Origin of the sequence: Streptomyces umbrinus, assembly GCF_030817415.1 — a bacterium.
Lineage (GTDB): Bacteria > Actinomycetota > Actinomycetes > Streptomycetales > Streptomycetaceae > Streptomyces > Streptomyces umbrinus_A.
On the sequence record NZ_JAUSZI010000002.1, the window covers coordinates 9,361,912 to 9,388,440 of the forward strand.

The 26,529-nt window shown below is 70.6% G+C and carries 23 protein-coding genes; 15 read left to right on the forward strand and 8 right to left on the reverse strand.

Translation table 11 applies throughout. From position 1 onward, the window contains the following. The first annotated feature begins 7 nt into the window (after positions 1-7). The 6 genes from QF035_RS41325 to QF035_RS41350 all read left to right on the forward strand — a co-directional run bounded on the left by QF035_RS41325 (position 8) and on the right by QF035_RS41350 (position 8,716). Positions 8-1,153, forward strand: a complete 1,146-nt coding sequence (locus tag QF035_RS41325) for a sensor histidine kinase (RefSeq protein ID WP_143635565.1) — start codon at positions 8-10, stop codon at positions 1,151-1,153. Between the two features lie 146 nt (positions 1,154-1,299). After that, a complete protein-coding gene (pheS, locus tag QF035_RS41330; RefSeq protein ID WP_307526467.1) occupies positions 1,300-2,430 on the forward strand; it encodes a phenylalanine--tRNA ligase subunit alpha in 1,131 nt (376 codons plus the stop codon). After that, positions 2,430-4,931, forward strand: coding sequence for a phenylalanine--tRNA ligase subunit beta (pheT, locus tag QF035_RS41335; RefSeq protein WP_307526469.1), 2,502 nt, complete (start codon positions 2,430-2,432; stop codon positions 4,929-4,931). Before pheS ends, pheT begins: the two co-directional genes overlap by 1 nt. A 415-nt stretch (positions 4,932-5,346) precedes the next feature. After that, complete coding sequence (locus QF035_RS41340; RefSeq protein ID WP_307531806.1) at positions 5,347-6,408, forward strand: PP2C family protein-serine/threonine phosphatase; 1,062 nt, start codon at positions 5,347-5,349, stop codon at positions 6,406-6,408. A gap of 298 nt (positions 6,409-6,706) precedes the next feature. Next, positions 6,707-8,047 (forward strand): transcriptional regulator, encoded by a 1,341-nt coding sequence (locus QF035_RS41345; protein ID WP_307526471.1) that lies wholly within the window; start codon positions 6,707-6,709, stop codon positions 8,045-8,047. A gap of 123 nt (positions 8,048-8,170) precedes the next feature. Continuing rightward, a complete protein-coding gene (locus tag QF035_RS41350) occupies positions 8,171-8,716 on the forward strand; it encodes an NUDIX hydrolase (protein ID WP_055613886.1) in 546 nt (181 codons plus the stop codon). A 23-nt stretch (positions 8,717-8,739) separates the two neighbouring features. Here QF035_RS41350 and QF035_RS41355 read toward each other — a convergent pair whose 3' ends face one another. Together QF035_RS41355 and QF035_RS41360 are read right to left on the reverse strand one after the other, a co-directional pair. Continuing rightward, positions 8,740-8,997 carry a hypothetical protein gene (locus tag QF035_RS41355; protein ID WP_055613885.1) on the reverse strand — a complete coding sequence of 86 codons (258 nt, stop codon included), beginning with the start codon at positions 8,995-8,997 and terminating at the stop codon, positions 8,740-8,742. 292 nt (positions 8,998-9,289) lie between these two features. Then, entirely contained in the window at positions 9,290-10,165 is an 876-nt protein-coding gene (locus QF035_RS41360) for a 3-hydroxybutyryl-CoA dehydrogenase (RefSeq protein ID WP_307531808.1), read from the reverse strand. Positions 10,166-10,336: 171 nt separating this feature from the next. On the opposite strand from QF035_RS41360, the gene QF035_RS41365 reads away from it, so the two are divergent. After that, the gene (locus QF035_RS41365) at positions 10,337-11,617 is read left to right on the forward strand and encodes a glycoside hydrolase family 10 protein (protein WP_307526474.1); all 1,281 of its coding nucleotides are present in this window, start codon (positions 10,337-10,339) and stop codon (positions 11,615-11,617) included. Here the strand turns inward: QF035_RS41365 and QF035_RS41370 are convergent. Beyond that, positions 11,614-11,811 carry a DUF1918 domain-containing protein gene (locus QF035_RS41370; protein WP_307526476.1) on the reverse strand — a complete coding sequence of 66 codons (198 nt, stop codon included), beginning with the start codon at positions 11,809-11,811 and terminating at the stop codon, positions 11,614-11,616. The genes QF035_RS41365 and QF035_RS41370 overlap by 4 nt on opposite strands. Positions 11,812-11,904: 93 nt before the next feature. Next, the gene (locus QF035_RS41375; protein ID WP_307526478.1) at positions 11,905-12,852 is read right to left on the reverse strand and encodes a DMT family transporter; all 948 of its coding nucleotides are present in this window, start codon (positions 12,850-12,852) and stop codon (positions 11,905-11,907) included. Here QF035_RS41375 and QF035_RS41380 point away from each other — a divergent pair. Then, positions 12,851-14,290 (forward strand): aminotransferase-like domain-containing protein, encoded by a 1,440-nt coding sequence (locus tag QF035_RS41380; RefSeq protein WP_307526480.1) that lies wholly within the window; start codon positions 12,851-12,853, stop codon positions 14,288-14,290. The two genes, QF035_RS41375 and QF035_RS41380, sit on opposite strands and share 2 nt — an antisense overlap. Before the next feature lie 127 nt (positions 14,291-14,417). After that, complete coding sequence (locus tag QF035_RS41385) at positions 14,418-15,002, forward strand: histidine phosphatase family protein (protein WP_307526482.1); 585 nt, start codon at positions 14,418-14,420, stop codon at positions 15,000-15,002. Here the strand turns inward: QF035_RS41385 and QF035_RS41390 are convergent. Further along, on the reverse strand, positions 14,999-15,493 hold the full coding sequence (locus QF035_RS41390) for a DUF6314 family protein (protein ID WP_307526484.1): 495 nt from the start codon (positions 15,491-15,493) through the stop codon (positions 14,999-15,001). The genes QF035_RS41385 and QF035_RS41390 overlap by 4 nt on opposite strands. A 147-nt stretch (positions 15,494-15,640) precedes the next feature. Here QF035_RS41390 and QF035_RS41395 point away from each other — a divergent pair, with 147 nt between their 5' ends. Next, positions 15,641-18,136: an alpha-L-arabinofuranosidase C-terminal domain-containing protein gene (locus QF035_RS41395; protein ID WP_307526486.1), complete on the forward strand. Its 2,496-nt coding sequence runs from the start codon at positions 15,641-15,643 to the stop codon at positions 18,134-18,136. Between the two features lie 150 nt (positions 18,137-18,286). Here QF035_RS41395 and QF035_RS41400 read toward each other — a convergent pair whose 3' ends face one another. Together QF035_RS41400 and QF035_RS41405 are read right to left on the reverse strand one after the other, a co-directional pair. Next, positions 18,287-19,363, reverse strand: coding sequence for an outer membrane protein assembly factor BamB family protein (locus QF035_RS41400; protein WP_307526488.1), 1,077 nt, complete (start codon positions 19,361-19,363; stop codon positions 18,287-18,289). Positions 19,364-19,448: 85 nt separating this feature from the next. Next, entirely contained in the window at positions 19,449-20,189 is a 741-nt protein-coding gene (locus tag QF035_RS41405; protein WP_307526490.1) for a VOC family protein, read from the reverse strand. A gap of 128 nt (positions 20,190-20,317) precedes the next feature. Between QF035_RS41405 and argC the strand changes: the two genes are divergently transcribed. The 5 genes from argC to QF035_RS41430 all read left to right on the forward strand — a co-directional run bounded on the left by argC (position 20,318) and on the right by QF035_RS41430 (position 25,417). Further along, entirely contained in the window at positions 20,318-21,346 is a 1,029-nt protein-coding gene (gene argC, locus QF035_RS41410; protein ID WP_307526492.1) for an N-acetyl-gamma-glutamyl-phosphate reductase, read from the forward strand. Beyond that, positions 21,343-22,521: a bifunctional glutamate N-acetyltransferase/amino-acid acetyltransferase ArgJ gene (gene argJ / locus QF035_RS41415; RefSeq protein WP_307526494.1), complete on the forward strand. Its 1,179-nt coding sequence runs from the start codon at positions 21,343-21,345 to the stop codon at positions 22,519-22,521. Before argC ends, argJ begins: the two co-directional genes overlap by 4 nt. 162 nt (positions 22,522-22,683) lie before the next feature. After that, on the forward strand, positions 22,684-23,664 hold the full coding sequence (argB, locus tag QF035_RS41420; RefSeq protein WP_307526496.1) for an acetylglutamate kinase: 981 nt from the start codon (positions 22,684-22,686) through the stop codon (positions 23,662-23,664). After that, entirely contained in the window at positions 23,661-24,863 is a 1,203-nt protein-coding gene (locus QF035_RS41425; RefSeq protein ID WP_307526498.1) for an acetylornithine transaminase, read from the forward strand. Before argB ends, QF035_RS41425 begins: the two co-directional genes overlap by 4 nt. A 17-nt stretch (positions 24,864-24,880) precedes the next feature. Next, positions 24,881-25,417 (forward strand): arginine repressor, encoded by a 537-nt coding sequence (locus QF035_RS41430; RefSeq protein ID WP_307526500.1) that lies wholly within the window; start codon positions 24,881-24,883, stop codon positions 25,415-25,417. A gap of 329 nt (positions 25,418-25,746) precedes the next feature. Here QF035_RS41430 and QF035_RS41435 read toward each other — a convergent pair whose 3' ends face one another. Further along, positions 25,747-26,484, reverse strand: coding sequence for an FAD:protein FMN transferase (locus QF035_RS41435; protein ID WP_307531810.1), 738 nt, complete (start codon positions 26,482-26,484; stop codon positions 25,747-25,749). Between the last annotated feature and the right edge of the window lie 45 nt (positions 26,485-26,529).

Below are 26,529 nucleotides of genomic sequence, written 5' to 3' on the forward strand. Positions count from 1 at the left end.
TACGGGGATGAGTGTCGGCACGAGCGGTGCGAAGAGCGCACTGCGGGCACATGACGTGCGGAGCGCGCCCGCGTCCCGGCACGGCGATCTCGCCGAACTCGGCCTCGACCCGGACGAACTGCCCGACGGACTCGTGATCGCCGACGAGCGTGGCCGGGTGATCTGCTTCAACGCCGCCGCCGCCCGCATCACCGCCACTCCCGCCGCCGACGCCCTCGGCCGGCATCTCGAATGGGCCCTGCCGTTAGAGGACCTCGAAGGCCGCCGCTGGTGGCAGCTGACCGATCCGTACGGCGGGCTGGCGATCCGGGTCGGACAGCCCGAGCGCAATCTGCTGCTCCCCGGGGGCCGGGAGGTCCTGGTCTCGGCACGTTACGTGCGGGTGCGGCCCACCGGCCCGATCCGCCGCGTCGTCGTCTCCCTCCGCGACACCGAGGCCCGCCGTCGCACCGAGCGCAGTCACGCGGAACTGATCGCCACGGTCGCCCACGAGCTGCGTTCGCCGCTCACCTCCGTGAAGGGCTTCACGGCGACGCTGCTCGCCAAGTGGGAGCGGTTCACGGACGACCAGAAGAAGCTGATGCTGGAGACGGTGGACGCGGACGCCAACCGGGTCACCCGCCTCATCGCCGAGCTCCTCGACATCTCGCGCATCGACTCCGGGCGCCTGGAACTGCGCCGCCAGCCCGTCGACATAGGTGCCGCTGTCGGCCGGCACATCCAGGCGTACGTCGCCTCCGGCCAGTCGGCCGACCGCTTCCTGCTCCGCATCGGCCAGCCCCTGCCCGATCTGTGGGCCGACCCCGACAAGGTCGACCAGGTGCTCAGTAACCTGCTGGAAAATGCGGTGCGGCACGGCGAGGGAACCGTCACCATCGACGTGGAGCCCGCGCCGTCACTCCGCGAAGGAGAGGACGCCTGCACGTCGGTCACGGTGAGCGACGAAGGCCCCGGCATCCCGGAGGAGTCCATGAACCGCGTCTTCACCCGCTTCTGGCGGGGCAGCAAGCGCGGTGGCACCGGCCTCGGCCTCTACATCGTCAAGGGCATCGTCGAGGCCCACGGCGGCACCATCACGGTCGGCCGCGCCCCCGAGGGCGGCGCACAGTTCCGATTTACGTTGCCCGTGGGCACCCCGGCGTACTTGCAGTAACGCTGAGAGGCCCCCACGGGCGCATTCGCACACCTCACCCCCGTTAGACTCGGCCTTTGGCACCTTTGCGTCCCCTTTTCAGGGACAGGGCGTCCCGCGAGTCGCGACGGGGACCGTTGGCCAACCAATCGGAAGCACGGGAAGAGATGTCGGCACCGAACAAGTCGTACGACCCTGTTGAGGTCGAGGCACTGAAACCGGAAGAGATCGAGCGCATGCGGGACGAGGCGCTCGCCGCCTTCGCCGCCGCCGGTGACCTCGACGCGCTCCAGGAGGCCAAGGTCGCCCACACCGGCGGCGCCTCGCCGCTGGCCCTCGCCAACCGCGAGATCGGCGCCCTGCCCCCGCACGCCAAGGCCGCCGCCGGCAAGCTCGTCGGCCAGGCCCGTGGCGCGGTGAACAAGGCGCTCGCCGGCCGCCAGGCCGAACTGGAGGCCGAGCGCGACGCACGCGTGCTGGTCGAGGAGGCCGTGGACGTCACGCTGCCCCACGACCGCGTACCGTCCGGTGCCCGGCATCCGCTGACCACCATGATGGAGCGGGTCGCGGACGTCTTCGTGTCCATGGGATACGAGATCGCCGAGGGCCCCGAGGTCGAGGCGGAGTGGTTCAACTTCGACGCTCTGAACTTCGGCCCGGACCACCCGGCCCGGCAGATGCAGGACACCTTCTTCGTGCAGGGTCCCAAGGGTGCCGATACCGACGGCGAGTCCGGTGTCGTGCTGCGCACGCACACCTCGCCCGTGCAGGCCCGCGCGCTGCTCGACCGGGAGCCGCCCGTCTACGTCGTGTGCCCCGGCCGCGTCTACCGCACGGACGAGCTGGACGCCACGCATACCCCGGTCTTCCACCAGATCGAGCTGCTCGCTGTCGACGAGGGCCTGACCATGGCCGACCTCAAGGGCACCCTGGACCACATGGTCCAGTCGCTCTTCGGCGCGGACATGAAGACCCGGCTGCGCCCGAACTACTTCCCGTTCACCGAGCCGTCCGCCGAGATGGACATGCTCTGCTACGTCTGCAAGGGCGAGTCCGTCGGCAACCCCGACCGCCCCTGCCGCACCTGCTCCTCCGAGGGCTGGATCGAGCTGGGCGGCTGCGGCATGGTCAACCCGCGCGTGCTGACCGCCTGCGGTGTGGACCCCGAGAAGTACAGCGGATTCGCCTTCGGGTTCGGCATCGAGCGGATGCTGATGTTCCGCCACAACGTCGAAGACATGCGAGACATGGTCGAGGGTGACGTCCGGTTCACCCGGCCGTTCGGGATGGAGATCTGATGCGGGTCCCGCTTTCCTGGCTGCGGGAGTACGTCGACCTCCCCGCCACCGAGACCGGCCGCGATGTGCAGGCCAAGCTCGTTTCCGCCGGCCTGGAGGTCGAGAGGGTCGAGCAGCTCGGCGCCGACCTCAAGGGGCCGCTCGTCGTCGGCCAGGTGCTGACCATCGAGGAGCTGGAGGGCTTCAAGAAGCCCATCCGCTTCTGTACCGTCGACGTCGGCACCGCCAACGGCACCGGTGAGCCGCAGGAGATCGTCTGCGGCGCCCGCAACTTCGCCGTCGGCGACAAGGTCGTCGTGGTCCTGCCGGGCGCGGTGCTGCCCGGCAACTTCGCGATCGCCGCGCGCAAGACGTACGGCAAGACCTCGCACGGCATGATCTGCTCCGGCGACGAGCTGGGCATGGGCGACGACGGCAGCGGAGGCATCATCGTCCTGCCGCCCGAGCACGAGGTCGGCACGGACGCCGTCGAACTGCTCGAACTCGTCGACGAGGTCCTGGACATCGCCGTCACGCCCGACCGCGGCTACGCGCTGTCGATGCGCGGTGTCGCCCGCGAGGCCGCCACCGCGTACGGCCTGCCGCTGCGCGACCCGGCGCTGCTCGACGTACCGGGTCCGAACGCGTTCGGCTACCCCGTGCAGGTCTCCGACCCGCAGGGCTGCGACCGCTTCACCGCGCGCACCGTCACCGGTCTGTCGCCCGAGGCGCGCTCCCCGATCTGGCTGCAGCGCCGCCTCCAGAAGGCGGGCATGCGCCCGATCTCGCTGGCCGTCGACATCACCAACTACGTGATGCTGGAGCTCGGTCAGCCCCTGCACGCGTACGACCGCACCCGCGTCCAGGGCACGATCGGTGTGCGCCGGGCCGAGCCGGGCGAGAAGCTCACCACCCTGGACGGCACCAAGCGCACGCTGGACGCCGAGGACCTGGTGATCACCGACGACCGTGGGCCGATCGGCCTGGCCGGTGTCATGGGCGGTGCCAACACCGAGATCGACGACACCGAGGGCACCACCACCGAGGTCGTCGTCGAGGCCGCGCACTTCGACCCGATCTCCATCGCGCGCACGGCCCGCCGTCACAAGCTGGCCTCCGAGGCGTCCAAGCGCTTCGAGCGGGGCGTCGACCCGGAGGCCACGTCCGCCGCCGCCCAGCGCACGGTCGACCTGCTGGTCCTCCTCGCTGGCGGCACCGCCGACGGGGGCGTCACCGAGGTCATCGCGCCCTCGGCGCCGCACACCATCAGCATCCCGGCGAACCACCCGGACAAGGTCGCGGGCGTCGACTACGGCCGCGAGACCGTCGTACGCCGTCTTCAGCAGGTCGGCTGCGACGTCTACGGGCAGGACGAGCTGATCGTCACTGTCCCGTCCTGGCGGCCCGACCTGACGGACCCGAACGACCTGGCCGAAGAGGTCATCCGGCTCGAGGGCTACGAGAACCTGCCCTCGACGCTGCCGAAGCCCCCCGCGGGCCTCGGCCTCACCGACCGGCAGCGGCTGCACCGCCGGGTCGGCCGTGCGCTGGCCGGCGCCGGCTATGTCGAGGCGCTGAACTACCCGTTCATCGGCGAGCACGTCTTCGACCAGCTCGGTCTGGCCGCCGACGACCCGAAGCGCAGGGTCGTCAAGCTGGTCAACCCGCTCTCCGACGAGGAGCCCGCGCTCCGTACGACGTTGCTGCCGGGCCTCCTCCAGGCCCTGCGCCGCAACGACGGGCGGGGCTCGCACGACCTGGCGCTCTTCGAGACGGGCCTGGTCTTCCACCCGCAGGACGAGCTGCGCGTCGCGGTGCGGCTGCCCGTCGACCGCCGTCCCACGGACGAGGAGATCGCCTCCCTCACCGACGCGCTGCCCGTCCAGCCCCGGCACGCCGCCGTCGTCCTCGCGGGCGCCCGTGAGCAGGCCGGCTGGTGGGGCAAGGGCCGCCCGGCCGACTGGGCCGACGCCGTCGAGTCCGCGCGCACCCTCGCCCACGAGGCGGGGACCGAACTCCTCGTGCGCCAGGGCCAGTACGGGCCGTGGCACCCGGGCCGCTGCGCCGAGCTCGCCGTCGTCGTCGACAACGACGAGCGGGTCATCGGGTACGCGGGCGAGCTGCACCCCCGTGTCCTCAAGGCCCTGGGGCTGCCCGCGCGCACCTGTGCGATGGAGCTGAACCTGGACGTGCTGGAGCAGGCGAGCGCGGGGCTGCCCAAGGGCCCGCACGTGTCGACCTTCCCGGTCGCCACGCAGGATGTCGCGCTGGTCGTCTCAGGGGACGTCCCGGCGGCCGACGTCGAGGCCGCGCTCCGCGAGGGGGCGGGTGAACTGCTGGAGTCCATCCGGCTGTTCGACGTCTACGAAGGCGAGCAGCTCGGTGAGGGGCGGAAGTCCCTGGCGTACGCGTTGCGCTTCCGCGCGGATGATCGCACGTTGACCGTGGACGAGGCTTCCGCGGCTCGTGACGCTGCGGTTGCCCTCGCGGGTGAGCGTGCGGGGGCTGTTCTTCGGAGCTAGCTCTTTGTAAGTGGTGCCGGGGAACTGCGGGTTGATGGCTTGCTGCGGGTGCGTCGTGGCTTGTCGCGCAGTTCCCCGCGCCCCTTATGGGCGCTGTTCGTAGTCACCTCACTCATATGGGTGACAAGTGTGGGCGATCCGGCCGATCGGGGCAGGCGGTCGACAGAATCGATCCGGCCGAACAGGCCGGTGCCTGCGCTGGACAGGGCCTTAGGGGGCCATCGGCATGATCCATACCAAGGCTGGGGGTTTCCGTCGGGCCAGTCCCGGAGTGAGCCACCGGACACGATGGCGGAAAACCGTCTCCCGGACGCTCGGTCGCACACAGGCCGACAGACTGCGCCGGGCCGGGGCCCGCCGGCCGGGCCGCAGCGAGGCCCGGCGGCTCGGCCGGGATCAGCAACGACTGCGGCGGATGCTGGAGATGGGGCTGCCCGCCGTGTGGGGCGCGGCGGCGATCACGTACAAACTGGCCTGTCCGCTCGCCCAGGAGGACGGGCTCGGTGCCCGGATCGTCAGCTGCGCCGTCTTCTTCGCCGTCGGCACGGGCCTGATGATGCACGTCAGACGAGGGCTGCTGCGCGAACTCCGGCAGATCCGCAAGGTCGCGGGTGCTGCCCAGGGCGCCCTCCTTCGCCCGCTGCCGCCACGCGTCGACGGGCTGAACATCGCCGCGGCGCAGTTCTCCGCGGACCGCGGGGCCACCGTCGGGGGAGACCTGTACGAGGTGATCGGCACCGAGCACGGTGTGCGGATCGTGATGGGCGACGTCCGCGGGCACGGGCTCGCCGCCCTCGGTACCGTCGCCGCCGTGCTCGGCAGCTTCCGCGAGGCCGTCCACGACGAGGCCGAACTCGCGGGCGTACTGCGGAGGCTGGAGCGCGCCATGGCCCGCCATCTGCGGGAGCGCGCGAAGGCCGAGCACCCCTCGTCCGGGCTCGACCCCGACAACCCGGTCGCCGAGGAGTTCGTCACCGTCCTGCTCCTGGAGATCGGCCCCGACGGCGAGATGCGTGCCCTCAACTGCGGTCACCCGTGGCCGTATCTCCTGCGCCACCACACGGAACCGGTCGGGGTACGAGGACAGGTGGAGCACCTCGCCGTCGGCGACCCCCTGCCTCCCCTCGGGCTCTTCCCCCTCCCCGCCGAACTGCCCGTCGTCCACTGCGGGCCCTTCCGGCCCGGCGAGACGCTTTTCCTGCACACCGACGGTATCGAGGACGCCCGCGACGGCGCCGGCCGGTTCTTTCCACTGGGCGCCGCCCTGGCCGAGGCCTCCCGCTCCCAGCCGCTCTCACCCCAGTCCGTACTCCGCACGGTCTTCACCCAACTACTGCGCCACGCGGGAGGATTCCCGACGGACGACGTAGCCGTACTGGTCCTGCGCAACGATCGTCAGCACGATCGGGCCCCCGTAGGGGCGCGGGGAACTGCGCGACAAGCCACGATGGACCCGCAGCCGACCAACCACCTTTAGTCGTCCGGTGCTCGGTCGTCCGGCCCCAGCCCAGTGGAACGACCCGGCGGAGCCGTCCGCCCCGCCACGGAGTGTCGGGCAGGCAGCTGGGCGGACGGCGCGAATCGGGCCGCCGCACTGTACGAGGGGGAGCCGGCGGCCCGGCCGGCCTCTTACGAGGCAATTCAGTCAACCGGGTAGCAACTCTCCGCAACAGCGCGCGTACTGCCCGGATTCGGGCACTCCGTTCACACCCCGTGTGAAGACGGAGGCGCTACGTTATGCAGCATCGTCTGCACCGAGCCACCGGATGGCATTCATGCAGCCCAACACTCTGCTCGACGCGATCCTCGACGAGGCCGGCGTCTCGCACGCGGGACTCGCCGCCCATGTCAACCAGGCAGGCCGGGCTCGTGGCCTCGCACTCCGTTACGAACACACGGCCGTGGCGCGGTGGTTGAAGGGGCAGCGACCACGCGGCCAGGTGCCCGACCTGATCTGCGAGGTGCTCGCCGGCCGGCTCCAACGGCCCGTCACACTCGACGACATCGGCCTCGGCGTGCCAGGCGAACCGGCGACCCCGCACGGCACGACTCTCTCCGGCTTCGTGGAGCGCGCCACCGCGCTGTGGCGCTCCGACGAACAGCAGCGCCCGCACATCCTGGGCGCCCCCGCCGTCACCGGCACGCCCGCCGTGATGCCCGTGTGGGAGTGGGAGAACCCGCCCGAGGACGTGGACGTCTCGCGCGGCGGACGGCACCGCGTGAGCATGTCCGACATCGAGATGCTGCGCGCCGCCCGCGCCCACTACGAGCAGATGTATCGCAAGGCCGGTGGCGTGGCGACCCGTACCCGCATCGTCGGCTTCCTCAACTCCGAGACCGCGCCGCTCCTCAGAGGCAGCTACACCGACGCCACCGGCCGCCAGCTGCACCGGGCCACCGGCGGCCTGGTGGCGATCGCGGGCATCTGCGCCTACGACTCCGACGCGCACGGCCTGGCCCAGCGGTACTTCCACCAGGCACTCCGACTCGCTAAGGCCAGCGGGGACAGGGGACTTGGCGCCTACGTCATCGCGCTCCTCGTCAACCAGGCGCTGTTCATGCGCGAGCACCGGCAGGCGGTCGCCTTCGCGGAGGCCGCGCTGCGCGCCGCGGGCAGGCACATCACTCCGGCGCTCGCGTCGGACCTCTACGCGATGCAGGCCAAGGCGTACGCACACCTCGGCGACGGCAGCAGCGCGCTGTCCTGCATCCGGCGTGCCGAGCAGGCCGCCGAGCGCATCCGGCGCGGCCACGAACCGGACGAGACCGGCTATGTCCAACCCGGTCTGGTGAACGTACAGGTGGCGGAGGCACTCCTGAGCCTCGGCGATCTGTCGGCCGCGCGGGAGCACGCCGCGGCGGCCGTGGACAATCCGGCGCACGACCGGGGCAGGGTGCACCGGCTCGCGATGCTCAGCCAGATCGAACTGCGCCAGGGCAACGCCGACAAGGCGGTGGTCACCGCGGTCGAAATGGCGGAGCGGGCCCGGGGGATGGAGTCCCAGCGGCTGCGCGACAGACTGCGGGCGGTACGCGAACACCTGGTGGCCAACGGGTGCGCGGGCACCTCCGAGGCCGCCGAACTCATCGACGGGGCACTGCGCGTACCGCTCTAGACGTTCCGACCACCGCCGGGAGCCCCGAGCCTCCCCGCGGTGGGCAACTCTGCGCCTGCCGCTGCGCTGTGAAGACGCTCCTGCTGCCATATTGCCATCTACTCGGCGGAAGGTGGCAGAAAAGTGCAGTGGACGAAACTGAACGAACAAACTGTGTACGCAAACCGCTGGTTCAGCGTCAATCTCGCAGATGTCGAGCTGCCGGACGGTCGGCACCTCGATCACTTCTTAATACGGCTGCGGCCCGTCGCCGTGGCCACTGTGGTGAATGAGGCGAACGAGGTGCTGCTTCTGTGGCGGCACCGCTTCATCACCGACAGCTGGGGATGGGAGCTTCCCGCGGGTGTCGTCGAGGACGGCGAGGACATCGCCGTCGCGGCGGCCCGCGAACTGGAGGAGGAGACCGGGTGGCGACCGGGACCCCTGCGCCATCTGATGAGCGTCGAGCCCTCCAACGGGCTCACCGACGCACGGCACCACATCTACTGGGCCGACGAAGGCGCGTACATCGGGCATCCCGTGGACGACTTCGAGTCGGACCGTCGGGAATGGGTTCCCCTCAAGCTCGTCCCCGACATGGTCGCCCGCGGCGAGGTCCCGGCCGCCAACATGGCAGCCGCGCTGCTCCTCCTGCACCATCTGAGGCTCGGGCAGGACGCTCTGCCCTGATCCCCCCACCGCGTCCTGGGGCCTCAGCGGCCCAGAGCCTGATAGACCGCCACGGCGAGCGCGCCCACGGCCGTGACGACCGCTACCGCACGCAACGGCCAGCGGGTGTGTTCCAGGGTGACGATGCGTGCGCTCAGGTCGTTCACTTCCTTGGCGGTCTGTTCGGCACGATGGCTGAGCAGAGCCAGGCCGCCCTCGACGCGGGCATGAGCCACATCGAGTTTGCGGCGTAACTCTGCGAGTTCTCCTTGGACCACGGGATGCTCCGGGTCGGCGGTCACGGGTCCGCTCCTTTCCGTAGTCGGCACATCCGCTTCATGCGCACGGAAAGTCAACTCGCCTGGTGGACGCGTGGGGAGAGTGTGCGAGGGGCATATGCGAGCCCGCCACGCACACGGTGTGTGAATGACACGGGCCCGGCCCCCCAAAGGGAGCCGGGCCCGCGTCGGCCTGAGGTTATACGGACAGTAGCCAAGCCCCGTGAGGGGCGCGGGGAACTGCGCGACAAGCCCCAACGAACCCGCAGACAACGGACAACCCGCGGGAGCGTCCGCTCAGGCGGTTACGCGGAAATCAGGCGTACGTATAAAAACCGGAGCCGGACTTACGTCCGAGCCGCCCCGCGTCGACCATCCGCTGAAGCAGCGGCGGAGCCGCATACAGCGGCTCCTTGTACTCCTCGTACATCGAGTACGCGACAGACGAAACCGTGTCGAGCCCGATCAGGTCGGACAACTTGAGCGGCCCCATGGGATGGGCACACCCCAGCTCCATCCCGTTGTCGATGTCCTCGCGGCTCGCCATCCCGGACTCGAACATCCGGATCGCGGAGAGCAGATACGGAATCAGCAGCGCGTTGACCACGAACCCCGAGCGGTCCTGCGCACGGATCGCGTGCTTGCCGAGGATCTTCTCGACCAGCGACTGCGCCCGGCTGATGGTGCCCTCGGACGTGGTGAGCGCCGGGATCAGCTCGACGAGCTTCTGCACCGGGGCCGGGTTGAAGAAGTGGATGCCGATGACCTGGTCGGGACGCGACGTGGCGACGGCGAGCTTCACCAGCGGGATCGAGGAGGTGTTGGAGGCGAGGATCGCGTCCTGCCGGGTCACCACCTGGTCCAGCACCTGGAAGATCTCGGTCTTCACCTGCTCGTTCTCGACGACCGCCTCGATCACCAGATCGCGGTCGGAGAACTCGCCGAGGTCGGTGGTGAAGGAGAGCCGCGCCTGGGTGGCATCGTGCTCCTCCTCGGAGATCTTGCCGCGCTCGGCCGCCTTGGAGAGCGAGTTGTAGAGCCGGGTCCGGCCAATCTCCAACGCCTCACCGGTGGTCTCGGCGACCTTCACATCCAGGCCGGCGCGGGCGCACACCTCGGCGATGCCCGCCCCCATCTGGCCGCAGCCCACCACTCCGACGCGTGCAATGTCTCCCGCCGGGATGTCCGTCACATCGTCCCTTTCGCTCTCACTCGTCACTGGCCAGACAGGTCCCCGTACGGCGCCTGTCACCGCCACGCACGTTACTCCGGAACTGCACACGATCGTCCGGCCGGGTCGGGCATGCTGTGCGGTGGAAACGGTCCGTGACCAGGCGGACCCGGAGTGTTTGGAGCGTGCGGCATGGGGCGTATGTCACGTCGGGGATTCGCGACGGCCGCGGCGGTCGGGCTGTCGGGACTCGTGACGGCGGGACTGACGGCGGCGGTGGATGTCTCCGGGGGCGACGGATCCGGCGACGACTCCCGGCCCCGCAAGCGCCGCGCTCCGGGAGGCGAGCTGCGCGGCATGTGGGTGGCGACCGTCGCCAACCGCGACTGGCCCTCGAAGCCCGGGCTGACCGCGGACCGGCAGCGCACCGAACTGCTCGGGCACCTCGACCAGGCGGTGGCGCGCCGGCTGAACGCGGTGATCTTCCAGGTGCGGCCCACCGCCGACGCCCTGTGGTCCTCGCCGTACGAGCCCTGGGCCCAGTGCCTCACCGGTGTCCAGGGAAAGGCCCCCGGCTGGGACCCGCTCGGCACCGCGGTGAAGGAGGCCCACGCGCGCGGTCTGGAACTGCACGCCTGGTTCAACCCGTACCGGATCGCCAACCACACCGACCCGACGAAGCTCGTCGCCTCGCACCCCGCGCGCAAGCACCCCGACTGGGTCGTGCCGTACGGCGGGAAGCTGTACTACAACCCGGGTCTGCCCGAGGTCCGCACGTTCGTCCAGGACGCGATGCTCGACGCGGTGAAGAAGTACGCCGTGGACGCCGTGCACTGGGACGACTACTTCTACCCGTATCCGGTGGCGGGCCAGGTCTTCGACGACGACGACGCGTACGCCAAGTACGGCGACGGCTTCGCCGACCGGGCGGCCTGGCGGCGGGACAACATCGACCGGCTGGTGCTGGAGACGGCCGCCCGGATCAAGAAGGTCCGGCCGGGCACGAAGTTCGGGATCAGCCCCTTCGGGGTGTGGCGCAACGCCACGACCGACTCACGGGGCTCGGACACCCGGGCCGGGGTGCAGACGTACGACGATCTGCACGCCGACACCAGGAAGTGGGTCCGGCAGGGCTGGATCGACTACATCGTCCCGCAGCTCTACTGGAACATCGGCTTCGCCGCCGCGGACTACGCGAAGCTGGTCCCCTGGTGGGCCGAGACCGCGCGCGGCAGCAGCACGAAGCTGTACGTCGGTGAGGCGCTCTACAAGGCCGGTGACCCCGCGCAGCCCGCAGCCTGGCAGGACGTGGCCGAGCTGTCCCGCCACCTCACCTTCGCGCGGGACCATCCCGAGGTGCGCGGGCATGTGTTCTTCTCCGCCAGGGAAGTGGCGGCCGACAGCATCGGGGCCATGGCACGCGTGGTCGCCGACCACTACAAGCAGCCGGCGAAGCCCGCGCGCAGGGCCTAGTGGGCTGTGTCCTTGTGGTGCTGGACCACGCAGTCGGGGCCGGGTGACATCAGGGTCTCGTGGCCGTCCTCGAAGCGGACCCGGTAAGGGGGGCTGCCCTTCTGCCCGAGCACCTCGATGACTTCCGCGACCCGGTCGTGCTGCCCGACGATCCTGCCGTGCACCAGCAGTTGGTCGCCTACGGTTGCTTGCATCTGTAGGGCCTCCTCGTTTCGCACGGGAGTAGCGGTTGGTGGCCGTAAGTCTACGGCGGGTGACACGGGTTGGTACCGGCTCGTACGGGCCGGTCAACCCCGGGCCCGTTGGGTGACGGCGATGCAGACGAGCACGGCCGCAGCCGTCAGCGGTGCGGCCGGTGTCAGATGCTCGCCCAGGAGCAGCACCGACCACACCAGTGTGAGCAGTGGCTGGGCCAACTGCAACTGGCTGGCCTTCGGGATGCCGATCGCCGCCATGCCGCGGTACCAGACGACCAGACCGACGAACTGGGAGCCCGCCGCGACCCACAGCAGCCCGGTCACGCTGTGCGCGGTCAGCTGCACGGGCTCGTACGACAGCGCGACCACGGCCACGGGAACCGTCACCGGCAGGCACAGGACCAGCGCCCAGCCGATGACCTGCCAGCCCGGCATCACGCGGGCCAGCCGGCCGCCCTCCGTGTATCCCGCGGCGCAGACCAGCAATGCCGCGAAGAGATAGGCGTCCGCGCTGGTCAGCGCGCCGCCGCTCTGCTGCACGGTGAACGCGATCACCACGGCCGCGCCCGCTGACGCCGCGACCCAGAAGGTGCGCGAGGGGCGGGTGCCGACGCGCAGGGCCGAGAACAGGGCCGTGGTCAGGGGGAGCAGTCCGACCACGACCGCGGCGTGCGCGGTGGTCGACGTCTGCAGGGCGAGGGTCGTCAGCAGTGGGAAGCCGAGCACGACTCCGGCGGCGACGACGGCCAGGCCCGCCCAGTGACGGCGGCCGGGGAGCGGTACCCGCAGGGCGAGCAGGCAGCCGCCCGCGATGACGGCCGCCAGAACGGTCCGTACGGCGACGAGCGACCAGGGGCCGAACCCCTCAAGACCCCAGGCGGTGGCCGGGAAGGTGAGGGAGAACGCCGTGACGCCGAGGGTGGCCTGGAGGGTGCCGGCCCTCGCGGCGGAGCCCCGGCCCGTGGCGGGCCGACCGGGTCCGGGGGCGACGGGCACCGCTATCGCGGTCTGCGCAGTAGCGCTATCCTGTGCTCTCATGCAAGAGCGTAGCAGTGTCGGTGATCTGGCCAATCGGTTGAGGGGTGAGCTGAACCGCTACTCTCCAGGTGGAAAGCTGCCGTCCAGTCGGGCCCTCGTTGAGCGGTTCCGAGTGAGTCCCGTGACCGTGTCCCGGGCGCTGGCTCAACTGGCCGCCGAGGGGCTGGTGGTCACACGGCCCGGAGCCGGCGCGTTCCGGGCCGCGCCGCGCGATGCCGGGCCGGCCGTCGGGGACACGTCCTGGCAGGAGGTCGCGCTGAGCGCCGACTCCGCCGCCGAACTCGTACCGCGCACGGTGGACGCCTCCGCGGTGGTCGCCACGCTCGCCGCCCCGCCGCCGGGAGTCGTCGAGTTCAACGGCGGCTATCTGCACCCCTCGCTCCAGCCGGAGCGGGCGATGTCCGCCGCCCTGTCCCAAGCCGGCCGCCGCCCCGGCGCCTGGGGGCGTCCGCCCGTGGACGGGCTGCCGGAGTTGCGCGAGTGGTTCGCGCGGGGCATCGGCGGTGCCGTCACCGCCGCCGAGGTGCTCATCACGGCCGGCGGCCAGTCCGGGCTGACCACCGCGCTGCGCGCGCTCGCCCCGCCCGGCGCTCCGGTCCTCGTCGAGTCGCCCACCTACCCCGGCATGCTGGCGATCGCCCGCGCCGCCGGCCTCAGACCCGTGCCGGTGCCCGTGGACCGGGACGGTGTGAAACCGGCGCTGCTCGCCGACGCCCTGAGGGCGACCGGCGCCCGCGTCTTCGTCTGCCAGCCGCTCTTCCAGAACCCCACCGGCGCGGTGCTCGCCCCCGAGCGACGCGGCGAGGTACTGCGGATCGCGCGCGACGCGGGCGCGTTCGTCATCGAGGACGACTTCGTGCGCCGACTCGTGCACGAGGACTCTGGGCCGCTGCCGCGTCCGCTGGCCTCGGAGGACCCCGACGGAGTCGTCGTGCACGTCTGCTCCCTCACCAAGGCGACCTCGCCGAGCTTCCGGGTGAGTGCGCTGGCCGCCCGCGGCCCCGTACTCGAACGGCTGCGGGCGATCCAGGTCGTCGACACCTTCTTCGTGCCGCGCCCGCTCCAGGAGGCGGCCCTGGAACTCGTCGGCTCGCCCGCCTGGCCACGGCATCTGCGTGCCGTCGCGACCGAGCTGAGGAACCGCCGCGACACGATGACCGCCGCACTCCTTCTGAACCTTCCCGAACTCGCCCTGCCCCACATCCCGTCCGGCGGCTACCACCTGTGGCTGCGCCTCCCCCACGGCACGGACGAACAGGCCCTGTTCACCGCCGCGCTCCGCTCGGGCGTCGCCGTCACCCCGGGCCGCCCCTACTTCAGCGCCGAACCCCCGGCCGCACACCTGCGGCTGAGCTTCGCGGCGGTCGCGGGGACGGCGGAGATCGCAGAGGGCGTACGGAGGCTGCGGGCAGCCTGTGACGAGGTGCTCCGGGCCTGAGCCGGGCCCCGCTCGGACCCGGAGATCCGATGGCACCGGGTCCTTGGCGATCCACCGTCCGTGAGCATTCCGTGCGCGCTGCCGATCACCTCTTGACCTGCGGAGTCCCGCCCTCCACCATCGCCGCATGCATGTTCGGGTCACGCTGGTCGCCGCCGCCCGCAGTTCCTCGCTGCTCGCCGAGCGTTTCGACGACGACCGGCCGCTTGACCAGGCGGGCTGGGGCGAGGTGCAGCGCGTCGCGCACATGCTGGTGCCGTTGGCGGCGGCCGAGCTGCGGTACTGCTCGCCGACGCCGCGCAGCCGGGCGACCGGTGACGCGCTGGGCCTCGCGCCGCTGGCCCAGCCGGCCCTGCGGGACTGCGACATGGGGCGCTGGCGCGGGCTGACGCTCGGCGAGGCGATGGCCCGCGAACCCGAGGCCGTGGACGCCTGGCTCGCCGACCCGTACTCCGCGGCGCACGGCGGGGAGTCGCTGGTGGAGTTCATCCAGCGGGTGGGCGGCTGGCTCGACACCCGCCCGGCCGACGACGGGGGCCGTATCGTCGCGGTGGCCGAGCCCGCCGTCGTACGGGCCGCCCTCGTCTACGTCCTGAAGACGCACCCGTCGGCGTACTGGAACCTCGACGTCCGCCCCTTGTCGACGGCCACGCTCACCGGCCGGGCCGGGCGCTGGAACCTCCGCTTCGAGGCGCAGTCCGAACGCCTCTAGCCCTGCCCTGGTTTGCGCTTGGAGGCGTGCTCGGGGTCCTGTCCGGTGTCCCGCGTGTAGTCCGTCGTGAGGAGCAGGTCCTTGGTGGGGCCGCCCACCCGCCACACCGTCCGCCAGTGGTCAGCGTCGCGCACGGTGAACTCGCCCCGGTAGAGGTCCGCCGCGCACGGATGGTCGGTGACGTGCCGCCCGGAGGTCAGGTCCAGGTCGTGGAAGGGGCGGCCGTCCGCGAACCGTACGTCGGCCCGGCCGGCTCCGTCGCCGTCCGCCAGGAACCGCAGGGTGCGCTCGGCGGGGCGGGTCACGTCCTGCCACACGAAGGTGCCGGACTCGTGGTGGAGCAGCCCCTTCTCGTCGTCGAGCGGCTCGAACACCGTCGTCCCGCTGAACGAGCCCTGGGCCCCGCTCGCGAGATCCCGCACCGAACGTTCCACGCGCCAACTGCCCGTCAGATACGCCAGCACATCGGTCACCGGCCAGTATTCGGACATCCCCTCCGCCTCCCCGGCCTCTCCTGTGCAACCCATTGACGTGCTCCTGTCCTCTACCTATCTTGCCGTTCGAAGTATTGATCAGCGTCCGATATCCCGAACGAATTGATCTCGCTTGCTGACCCCCTCTAGAGCCGCGGAGGATCCATGTCACGCACCCGCACCCGCTGGAGACTCTCTCTGACGGCCACCGCACTGCTGGCCGCGTCCTTCCTCGTCCCGGCCCCGGTGAACGCCGCCGCCGAGGACGTCACCGCCGAGGACACCACCGACTACGCGATCACCGTCGACCCGAAGACCTCGGGCGCGAAGATCGACGACACGATGTACGGGGTCTTCTTCGAGGACATCAACCGGGCCGCGGACGGCGGCCTGTACGCGGAGCTCGTGCAGAACCGGTCCTTCGAGTACTCGAAGGCCGACAACGGCTCGTACACGTCGCTCACCTCCTGGGCGGCCACCGGCACCGCGAAGACCGTGGACGACGACGGCCGACTGAACGCCCGCAACCGCACCTACCTCGCCCTGGACGGCGGCTCGTCCGTCACCAACTCCGGCTACAACACCGGTATTTCGGTCGAGAAGGGCAAGGTCTACGACGTCTCGGTGTGGGCCCGAGCGGAGGGAAGACCGGCCCTCACGGTCACTCTCCAGGACGCCGACGGCGAACTCGCCGAGGCCAGGCGCGTGACCGCCCGCGGCGGCTGGGCGAAGTACACGGCACGCTTCACCGCGACCCGTACCAGCGCCACCGGCCGGCTCACCGTGGCCGCCGCCGGCCCCGTCGCGCTCGACATGATCTCGCTCATCCCGCGCGACACGTACAAGGGCCACGGTCTGCGCAAGGACCTCGCCCAGAAGATCGCCGCCCTCGACCCCGCCTTCGTCCGTTTCCCGGGCGGCTGCCTGGTCAACACGGGCTCCATGCAGGACTACAGCGAGGCCTCCAACTGGGAGCGCAAGCGCTCGTACCAGTGGAAGGACACCGTCGGACCCGTCGAGCAGCGGGCGACGAACGCCAACTTCTGGGGCTACAACCAGAGTTACGGGCTCGGCTACCACGAGTACTTCCAGTTCTCCGAGGACATCGGCGCCATGCCGCTGCCCGTCGTGCCCGCGCTCGTCACCGGCTGCGGCCAGAACAGGGCCGTCGACGACGAGGCGCTCCTCCAGCGGCACATCCAGGACACCCTGGACCTCATCGAGTACGCCAACGGTCCCGTGACCAGCGAGTGGGGCCGGAAGCGGGCGAAGGCGGGTCACCCGAAGCCCTTCCACCTCACGCACCTCGCGGTCGGCAACGAGGAGAACCTGCCGAACGAGTACTTCGAGCGCTTCAAGAAGTTCCGCGCGGCCATCGAGGCGAAGTACCCGGACATCACCGTCGTCTCCAACTCCGGCCCGGACGACAGCGGTTCGACGTTCGACACGGCCTGGAAGCTCAACCGGGAAGCGAACGTCGACATGGTCGACGAGCACTACTACAACAGCCCGCAGTGGTTCCTCCAGAACAACGACCGCTACGACTCGTACGACAGGAACGGGCCGAAGGTCTTCCTCGGCGAGTACGCCTCGCAGGGCAACACCTTCAAGAACGCCCTCTCCGAAGCCGCGTTCATGACCGGCCTGGAGCGCAACGCGGACATCGTGAAGCTCGCCTCGTACGCCCCGCTGCTCGCCAACGAGGACTACGTGCAGTGGCGCCCCGACCTGATCTGGTTCAACAACCACGCGTCCTGGAACTCGGCCAACTACGAGGTCCAGAAGCTCTTCATGCGCAACGTCGGCGACCGGGTCGTGCCCTCGACCGCGACCGGTACACCCTCGCTGAGCGGGCCCATCACGGGCGCGGTCGGCCTGTCGACGTGGGCGACGACCGCCGCGTACGACGATGTGTCGGTGACCGGTGCGGACGGTACGGCGCTGCTCAGCGACGACTTCTCCGGTGACGCCTCCAAGTGGACCCACACGGGAGGCGGCAGCTGGAGCGTCCAGGACGGGCAGTACGTGCAGAGCGACGAGGCGGCCGAGAACACCATGGTCTCCGCGGGCGACCCGGCCTGGCACGACTACGACCTGCATGTGAAGGCCACCAAGAAGTCCGGCAAGGAGGGCTTCCTCGTCGCCTTCGGCGTCAAGGACACCGGCAACTACTACTGGTGGAACCTGGGCGGCTGGAACAACACCCAGTCCGCGGTCGAACAGGCCGTGGACGGCGGCAAGTCGACGCTCGTCTCCAAGGCCGGGTCCATCGAGACGGGCCGCGCCTACGACATCGACATCAAGGTGCGCGGCCGACAGGTGACCCTCCTCCTCGACGGGAAGGAGTGGGGCAGCTTCACCGACGACAAGCCGGCCGAGCCGTTCCGGCAGGTGGTCACCAAGGACAAGAGGACCGGTGACCTGATCGTCAAGGTGGTCAACGCCCAGGCGGCGGACGCCCGTACGGCGATCGACCTCGGCGGCGCGAAGGTCCGCCCGAAGGCCGGGGTGACCACGCTGGCCGCCGCGCCCGACGCCGTGAACACCGAGACGGAGGCGCCCGTCGCGCCGGTCACGTCCACGTTCTCGGGAGTGGCCGACAGGTTCACGTACACCTTCCCGGCGAACTCGGTGACGTTCCTGCGGATCAAGAAGGGGTGACCGGGCGGGCGGCCCAGGCTCCGAACGGGCTCCTGGGCCGCCCGTACCTCCTGTGCACCCGGGCAGGTACCTCGGCCGTGACCGGGTGCGCACCCCGACGCCGGAGTAGCCGCGCCGCCGGAACCGGGCGCTGACCTCGGCAGGAGGCGCTCAGTCCCCGGTGCGCTCCGGCTCGGTGGTCGGAGATCGCAGGGCGAGGAGGTGGCCGTTGAGGGTGCCGACGTAGACCACGCCGTCCACGACCGTCGGCGAGCCCACCCGGTGACCCGCTGGGAACTTCCCGCGCAACGCGCCGGTGGCCGCGTCCACGGTGTACAGGTGGTGGTCCCAGGAGCCGAAGTGGACCAGCCCGTCGGCCACCGCCGCCGAGGACGCCACCGCCCCGTCGGCGGCGAACCGCCATCGCGGCTCGCCGGTGGCGGCATCCACCGCGTAGTGATGGTTGTCCCAACTGCCGCAGTGCACAAGGCCGTCGGCGACTGCGGGGGAGGCGGTCACATAGTGGCCGGTGCGGCACTCCCACTTCCGCCGCCCGTCGTGGGCGTCCACCGCGTACAGGCTGCTTCCGCTGCTCAGGAAGACGGTTCCCCCGGACACCGCCGGCACCGATGCCTCGTTCCACTCGCGGCCGGTGGTGAACCGCCAGCGCCTCTCCCCGGTGGCCGCGTCCACGGCATGGAGACCCTTGTTGTCGCGCTCCCCGCCGACGTGTGCGTACACCACCCCGTCGGCCACGGCCGGGCATCCGAGCACCTCGCCGCCGGTCAGTTCCCATCGCTGCTCCCCGGTGGTGGCGTCGAGGGCCCGCAGACCGTTCCCGTTGCCGATGTACACCATCCCGTCGGCCACGGCGGCACGTGAGCTCACGGGCGCACCGGTACCGGCCTTCCAGAGCTGCCGCCCGGTGGGTGCGTCCAACGCGTACACGACGCCCATCGCGTCGTCGCTGCCGAAGTGGACCACCGAGCCGGCCACCACCGGCGCCAGCGGGCTGATCCGGTCATGACCGGTGACGAAGCTCCACCGCTGCTGCCCGGTGGCCGCGTCCAGGGCATACAGCTCAGGCCCGCTGCTGACGTGCACGACGCCGTCCGCCACGGCCGGCCTCGACATCCCCCCGTGGCCGGACGCGAAGCGCCACCGCTCCCTCGACTCCAGCGACACCATCCGCCGCACCCCGTTTCCGCCCGTCCCCACCCCGTGGGCCCGGTCGGAGCCCACGGGCATGATCCCCCACAGGAGCCGGGTGGAGAAGAAGACGTTCAGCGACGCCCGCAGGGCTCAGGTGTCGGGGTGTCGTCGAGGTGCCGTGTCAGGACGGGGCGAGGACGCAGAACTCGTGGCCCTCAGGGTCGGTCAGGCACGTCCACGGGACGTCGCCCTGGCCGAGGTCGAGGTCGATGGCGCCGAGGGCGCGCAGCCGGTCCACCTCTGCGGCCTTGTCGTCGCCGGGGTAGGGCAGCAGGTCGAAGTGGATGCGGTCCGGCACGGTCTTCACGTCGGGCGAGCGGAGGAACTCGAGATACGGGCCGCCACCCTTGGCGGAGCGCAGCGACGCGTGATCGTCGGTCACCTCGTGCAGGGTCCAGTCCGTCGCCTCGCCCCAGAACCGGGCCATGGCCCGAGGATCCACGCAGTCGACCACCACCGCGGCGATCGGCCCGGTGTCCCGGTAGACGTCCCGCGGCTCCAGCACGCAGAACTCGTTGCCCTCGGGGTCGGCGAGGACCGTCCACGGCACGTCTCGCTGACCCACGTCGACAGGCTTCGCACCGAGCGCCTTCAGGCGCGCGACCAGCTCCGTCTGATGGCCCGCGGAGGTGGTGGCGAGATCGAGGTGCGTACGGTTCTTCGTCGCCGTCTTGGGTTCCGGGACGGGAGCGACGTCGATGCAGACGGCGACCGGGTGCGGCCGGACGAGGTCGCCGCCGGGTCCGACGTAGGTGGTCACGCCGGGGCTGAACACACTCCAGCCGAGTGCCTCCGCCCAGAACCGGCCGACCGCCAAGCCATCGAGAGCCTTGATGTTCACCTGAACAGGTCGCAGTGCCATGCCGGCGATCCTATGCACCCGCTCTGCGACGACATCCGCAGGTCGCGGCCCCTGTCCCGCGCCACACCCCTGAGATTGCATAAACGTGCAGCGAAACGTATAGTCATGCCATCCAAGAGGAGGGTTCCATGGCGGTACGTGCGGCAGTGGCCGGAGCGAGTGGGTACGCGGGCGGGGAACTGCTGCGTCTGCTCCTGGCGCACCCCGAGATCGAGATCGGCGCTCTGACCGGAAACTCCAACGCGGGGCAGCGGCTCGGTGCGCTGCAGCCGCATCTGCTGCCGCTCGCCGACCGCGTGCTTCAGGAGACCACACCCGAGGTCCTCGCGGGGCACGATGTCGTCTTTCTCGCGTTGCCCCACGGCCAGTCCGCCGCCGTCGCCGAGAAACTCGGGCCTGACGTACTGGTCGTCGACATGGGGGCCGACTTCCGGCTGAAGGACGCGGCCGACTGGGAGCGGTTCTACGGCTCGGCGCATGCCGGGACCTGGCCCTACGGCCTCCCCGAACTGCCGGGTGCCCGCGCTGCGCTGGAGGGGTCCAAGCGCATCGCGGTGCCCGGTTGCTACCCGACGGCCGCCTCGCTGGCGCTCTTCCCGGCGTACGCCGCCTCTCTCGCCGAGCCCGAGGCCGTGATCGTCGCCGCCTCCGGGACCTCCGGAGCGGGCAAGGCGCCCAAGGCGCACCTGCTGGGCAGCGAGGTCATGGGCTCCATGTCCCCGTACGGCGTCGGCGGCGTCCACCGGCACACCCCCGAGATGATCCAGAACCTCGGCGCGGCCGCCGGTGAGCCCGTCACCGTCTCCTTCACCCCGACCCTCGCCCCGATGCCCCGCGGCATCCTCGCCACATGCACGGCGAAGGCGCGCGAGGGCGTCACGGCCGAGTCCGTACGGGCCGCGTACGAGAAGGCCTACGCCGACGAACCGTTCGTGCATCTGCTGCCCGAGGGCCAGTGGCCCGCGACCGCGTCCGTCTACGGTTCCAACGCCGTTCAGGTGCAGGTCGCGTTCGACGCGGCCGCGCACCGGATCATCGCGATCAGCGCCATCGACAACCTCACCAAGGGCACCGCGGGCGGTGCCGTCCAGAGCATGAACATCGCCCTCGGGCTCGACGAGGCCACGGGCCTTTCCACGATCGGAGTCGCACCGTGAGTGTCACCGCCGCCAAGGGGTTCACCGCCTCCGGCATCGCAGCAGGCATCAAGGAGAACGGCAACCCGGACCTCGCCCTCGTGGTCAACAACGGGCCCAAACTGGCCGCGGCGGGCGTCTTCACCTCCAACCGTGTGAAGGCCGCGCCGGTGCTCTGGTCGGAACAGGTCCTGAAGGGCGGCGAGTTGACCGCCGTCGTCCTCAACTCGGGTGGCGCCAACGCCTGTACGGGCCCGAAGGGTTTCCAGGACACCCACGCCACCGCGGAGAAGGTGGCCGAGTCCCTCAACACCGCCGGGCTGGACGAGACGGGCGGTCACGCCGCAGGCATGATCGCCGTCTGCTCCACAGGCCTCATCGGCCTGCTTCTGCCGATGGACAAGCTGCTGCCGGGCGTCGACAAGGCAGTAGCCCAACTCAGCCCGCACGGCGGCGAGAAGGCCGCCATCGCCATCAAGACCACCGACTCCGTCCACAAGACCGCGGTCGCGGGCGGCAACGGCTGGACCGTCGGCGGCATGGCCAAGGGCGCGGGCATGCTCGCCCCCGGTCTCGCCACGATGCTGGTCGTCCTCACCACGGACGCCGACGTCGAGAGCGACGTACTGGACAGGGCCCTGCGCGCCGCCACCCGTACGACCTTCGACCGGGTCGACTCCGACGGCTGCATGTCGACCAACGACACCGTGCTGCTGCTCGCCTCCGGAGCCTCCCAGGTCACCCCGGACGACGCGGAGTTCGCCGAGGCCGTACGGAAGGTCTGTGACGACCTCGCTCAGCAGCTCATCCGGGACGCCGAGGGCGCCAGCAAGGACATCAAGGTCGAGGTGGTCAACGCGGCGAGCGAGGACGACGCCGTCGAGGTGGGCCGCTCCATCGCCCGCAACAACCTCCTCAAGTGCGCGATCCACGGCGAGGACCCCAACTGGGGCCGCGTCCTGTCCGCCATCGGCACGACCCGAGCCGCCTTCGAGCCCGACCAGTTGAACGTCGCGATCAACGGCGTCTGGGTCTGCAAGAACGGTGGCGTCGGCGAGGACCGCGACAAGGTCGACATGCGCTACCGCGAGGTCCACATCATCGCGGACCTCGCGGCAGGCGGTGAGTCTGCGACGATCTGGACGAACGACCTAACGGCCGACTACGTCCACGAGAACAGCGCGTACTCCTCTTGACGTGCCCGCTTGGTTGTCGCGGGTCCTCGTCGTCGCCGACGAGAGTTCCTGTTTCTCAGGCGACCGCTCGCCCCGGACGAGTCCGGGATGAGTCTTACATCGCCTCCGCAGGCCAACACCGCCCGCCCGGCGGCTGATCCGAGATCCTTCCGAAAGTCGGCTATGACGGTCAATCACTCAGAAGAGCGAAAGTCTTCGACTCGCAAGCACACCGCACTGCCCAAGGCGCAGATCCTCATCGAGGCGCTGCCCTGGCTGACGCGGCACAACGGCAGGACGGTCGTCATCAAGTTCGGCGGCAACGCCATGATCGACGAGGACCTGAAGGCCGCGTTCGCACAGGACGTCGTGTTCCTGCGCCAGGCCGGGCTCAAGCCCGTGGTCGTGCACGGCGGCGGCCCGCAGATCAGCGCGGCCCTGGACCGGCACGGCATCGTCAGCGAGTTCAAGGCGGGCCTGAGGGTCACCACCGAGGACGCCATGGACGTCGTACGCATGGTGCTCGCCGGACAGGTCCAGCGTGAACTCGTCGGGCTGCTCAACCAGCACGGACCGCTCGCCGTGGGACTCACCGGCGAGGACGCGCACACCATCACCGCCACCAAGCACCAGCCCGAGATCGACGGGGAGTTGGTCGACATCGGGCGGGTGGGCGAGATCACCGCGATCGACACGGGCGCGATCGAGGCACTGCTCGCCGACGGCCGTATCCCGGTCGTCTCGTCGATCGCCCGTAGCCAGGACGACGGACATGTCTACAACGTCAATGCTGATACGGCGGCTGCGGCACTCGCTGCGGCGCTGGGTGCCGAAACACTGATGGTCCTCACGGACGTCGAGGGACTCTACGAGGACTGGCCGAACTCCGACGAGGTCATCAGCCGGCTCACCGCGAGAGAGCTGGAGAAGCTGCTGCCCGAACTGGCCAGCGGCATGGTGCCGAAGATGGAGGGCTGTCTGCACGCCGTCCGCAACGGCGTGAACACCGCCCGGGTGATCGACGGCCGGGTCCAGCACTCGATCCTGCTGGAGATCTTCACCGACGAGGGCATCGGCACGATGGTCGTGCCGGACGCGCAAGAGCCGCACGGGCATGAGCCGATCAGTCATGAGCCGCACAGGCATGAGGGGGAAGCCGTATGACCGCCAACGAACAGCTCACCCAGCGATGGCAGGGCGCGCTGATGGACAACTACGGCACCCCGCGGCTGCCCCTCGTCCGGGGCGCGGGCACCAGGCTGTGGGACGCCGACGGCAAGGAGTACCTGGACTTCGTCGGCGGGATCGCGGTCAACGCGCTGGGCCACGCCCACCCGGCGATCGTCGAGGCCGTCAGCCGGCAGATCGCCTCCCTCGGCCATGTCTCCAACCTCTTCGTCGCCGAGCCGCCCGTCGCGCTCGCCGAACGGCTGCTCCAGCTCTTCGGGCGGGACGGCCGCGTCTACTTCTGCAACTCGGGGGCCGAGGCCAACGAGGGCGCCTTCAAGATCGGCCGGCTCACGGGCCGCGGGCACATGGTCGCCACCGACGGCGGTTTCCACGGCCGGACCATGGGCGCGCTCGCGCTCACCGGCCAGCCGGGCAAGCGGGAGCCGTTCCTGCCGCTGCCAGGAGACGTCACGCATGTGCCGTACGGGGACCCGCAGGCGCTCGCCGCCGCCGTCACCGAGGACACGGCGCTGGTCGTCATCGAGCCGGTCCAGGGCGAGAACGGCGTGGTCGTACCGCCGCCCGGTTACCTCAAGGCGGCCCGTGCCATCACCGCCGCCACCGGTACGCTCCTCGTCCTCGACGAGGTGCAGACGGGTGTCGGCCGGACGGGGCACTGGTTCGAGTACCAGGCCCACGAGGGTGTCCTGCCGGACGTCGTCACGCTCGCCAAGGGGCTCGGCGGCGGGCTTCCGCTCGGCGCGACCGTCGCCTTCGGCCGGGCCGCGCAGCTGCTGAAGCCCGGCCACCACGGCACGACGTTCGGCGGCAACCCGGTCGCCTGCGCCGCCGGACTCGCCGTCCTCGACACGATCCAGGCGGAGGGGCTGCTGGAGAACGTGAAGCGGACGAGCGAGAAGCTGCGGGACGGAATCGAGACGCTCGGCCACCCGCTGATCGACCATGTCCGGGGAGCGGGTCTCCTCCTGGGTATCGTGCTCACCGAGCCGCTCGCGCCCCGTGCGCAGCAGACGGCTCAGGACGCCGGTCTCCTGGTGAACGCGCCCGCCCCCGATGTCGTACGGCTGATGCCGCCGCTGAACGTGAGCGACGACGAGGTGGACGTGTTCCTGCGGGCCCTGCCCGGCGTCCTCGACCAGGCCCGAGACGCCGACGGGGACGGAGCATCCTGAGGAATGGGACGACGACGATGAGTCAGGCGCAGGACCACGAGCACGCGGGGCCGGCGGTCCCGCAGACCCGCACCGCACGCCACCGCCGGATCGTGGACATCCTCAACCGGCAACCGGTGCGCTCCCAGAGCCAGTTGGCCAAGCTTCTGGCCGACGACGGGCTGAACGTCACTCAGGCGACGCTCTCCCGGGACCTGGACGAGCTGAACGCGGTGAAGATCCGCAACAACGACGGCGACCTGATCTACGCGGTGCCGAGCGAGGGGGGTTTCCGTACGCCTCGCGCGCCGCTGGGGGAGTCGGCGAAGGAGGAGCGGATGCGGAGGCTGTCCTCGGAGCTGTTGATCTCCGCGGAGGCTTCGGCGAACCTCGTGGTGCTGCGGACACCTCCGGGGGCTGCGCAGTTTCTTGCCTCGGCGATCGACCAGGCCGAGTTGCACGACATTCTCGGGACGATCGCCGGGGATGACACGCTGTTGCTGATCAGCCGCAACCCCACTGGGGGGCAGGAGTTGGCCGATCACTTGCTGCGGTTGGCTCAGAACCATCATTGAGGTTGTGTCTCGGGTGCGGGTGGGCTGTGGCTGGTCGCGCAGTTCCCCGCGCCCCTGAAAAGCTTGGCCCGGCCCGGCGGATTGCCAGGCCATCCGCGCCCCTGAAAGCTGCAGCAGCTCAGGCCGCTTACCAGGGCGCCCGCGCCCCGAAGAGCTTGCGCCGGCCCCAGACGGGGTTGCCAAGCCATCCGCGCCCCTGAAAAACCCGCTGCAACCCAGGCCGCCCGCGTGCCCGAAGGGCTGACTCCGCCTCAGTCCAGGCCGCTCGTCGGGACGCCCGTGCCTCTGAAAACCCCCGGCTGCCCGTGCGCCTGAAGGGTGACTCCGCCTCAGCCCAGCCTGTTGGCCAGGCCGCCCGTGCATCTGACCTCGTCGCCCGCTGTGATCAGTAGGGCTTCGACGTCCGGTAGGGATTCCAGCCAGGTGAGGGCCTGGCGGGAGCCCATGGCGAAGGCTGCTGTGGCCCAGGCGTCGGCCCAGGTGATGCGGGGGCCGACGACGGTCACGGCGACCAGGTCGGTGACCGCGGAGCGGCCGGTGCGCGGGTCCACGATGTGGGTGCCGCGCTCGGCGGAGCCGGAGGTGGCCACAGCCAGCTCGTCGACACCGGCCGCGGAGACCACCGCGGCCAGACCGCCGGGCCGCAGTGGGTCGGAGACGCCGACCCGCCAGGGCCGGTGCGGCCCCGGCACGCCGTACATCTGCACGTCACCGCCGCCGTTCACGCTGACGCCGCTCGCCCCGGCCGCGACGAGATGCCGGGCCACGCGCTCGACGGCCCAGCCCTTCACCATGCCGGTCGGGTCGATGAGACCCGCGTATCTCGTACTGAACCAGCCGTCGCTCAACCGCTCGGCCTCGGCGCACAGTTCGAGCACCTCGGCGACCTCCGGGTCGCAACTCTCGACGGTCAGTTCGCCGCGCGCCAGCCGGGAGATCTGGCTGTCCTCGCGATAGGTGCTGAACACCTCGTCCACTGCGTGGAGTTGGGCCACGGCCTGAGCCAACGCGGCCTGTACGGCCCCGGGTTCACCACCCCGTACGTCGAAGGAGAAGACCGTGCCCATCACCTCCTCCGCGTGACGCACCGCTACGGGCGCCTCGGCGGGTTC

Excerpts from the sequence above, each read along its gene's own strand:
- QF035_RS41325 (WP_143635565.1), top strand. The coding sequence starts at position 8 with ATGAGTGTCGGCACGAGCGGTGCGAAGAGCGCACTGCGGGCACATGAC.
- pheS (WP_307526467.1), top strand. The coding sequence starts at position 1,300 with ATGTCGGCACCGAACAAGTCGTACGACCCTGTTGAGGTCGAGGCACTG.
- pheT (WP_307526469.1), top strand. The coding sequence starts at position 2,430 with ATGCGGGTCCCGCTTTCCTGGCTGCGGGAGTACGTCGACCTCCCCGCC.
- QF035_RS41340 (WP_307531806.1), top strand. The coding sequence starts at position 5,347 with ATGCTGGAGATGGGGCTGCCCGCCGTGTGGGGCGCGGCGGCGATCACG.
- QF035_RS41345 (WP_307526471.1), top strand. The coding sequence starts at position 6,707 with ATGCAGCCCAACACTCTGCTCGACGCGATCCTCGACGAGGCCGGCGTC.
- QF035_RS41365 (WP_307526474.1), top strand. The coding sequence starts at position 10,337 with ATGGGGCGTATGTCACGTCGGGGATTCGCGACGGCCGCGGCGGTCGGG.
- QF035_RS41370 (WP_307526476.1), bottom strand. The coding sequence starts at position 11,811 with ATGCAAGCAACCGTAGGCGACCAACTGCTGGTGCACGGCAGGATCGTC.
- QF035_RS41380 (WP_307526480.1), top strand. The coding sequence starts at position 12,851 with ATGCAAGAGCGTAGCAGTGTCGGTGATCTGGCCAATCGGTTGAGGGGT.
- QF035_RS41375 (WP_307526478.1), bottom strand. The coding sequence starts at position 12,852 with ATGAGAGCACAGGATAGCGCTACTGCGCAGACCGCGATAGCGGTGCCC.
- QF035_RS41385 (WP_307526482.1), top strand. The coding sequence starts at position 14,418 with ATGCATGTTCGGGTCACGCTGGTCGCCGCCGCCCGCAGTTCCTCGCTG.
- QF035_RS41390 (WP_307526484.1), bottom strand. The coding sequence starts at position 15,493 with ATGTCCGAATACTGGCCGGTGACCGATGTGCTGGCGTATCTGACGGGC.
- QF035_RS41395 (WP_307526486.1), top strand. The coding sequence starts at position 15,641 with ATGTCACGCACCCGCACCCGCTGGAGACTCTCTCTGACGGCCACCGCA.
- QF035_RS41400 (WP_307526488.1), bottom strand. The coding sequence starts at position 19,363 with ATGCCCGTGGGCTCCGACCGGGCCCACGGGGTGGGGACGGGCGGAAAC.
- QF035_RS41405 (WP_307526490.1), bottom strand. The coding sequence starts at position 20,189 with ATGGCACTGCGACCTGTTCAGGTGAACATCAAGGCTCTCGATGGCTTG.
- argC (WP_307526492.1), top strand. The coding sequence starts at position 20,318 with ATGGCGGTACGTGCGGCAGTGGCCGGAGCGAGTGGGTACGCGGGCGGG.
- argB (WP_307526496.1), top strand. The coding sequence starts at position 22,684 with ATGACGGTCAATCACTCAGAAGAGCGAAAGTCTTCGACTCGCAAGCAC.
- QF035_RS41425 (WP_307526498.1), top strand. The coding sequence starts at position 23,661 with ATGACCGCCAACGAACAGCTCACCCAGCGATGGCAGGGCGCGCTGATG.
- QF035_RS41430 (WP_307526500.1), top strand. The coding sequence starts at position 24,881 with ATGAGTCAGGCGCAGGACCACGAGCACGCGGGGCCGGCGGTCCCGCAG.
- QF035_RS41435 (WP_307531810.1), bottom strand. The coding sequence starts at position 26,484 with ATGGGCACGGTCTTCTCCTTCGACGTACGGGGTGGTGAACCCGGGGCC.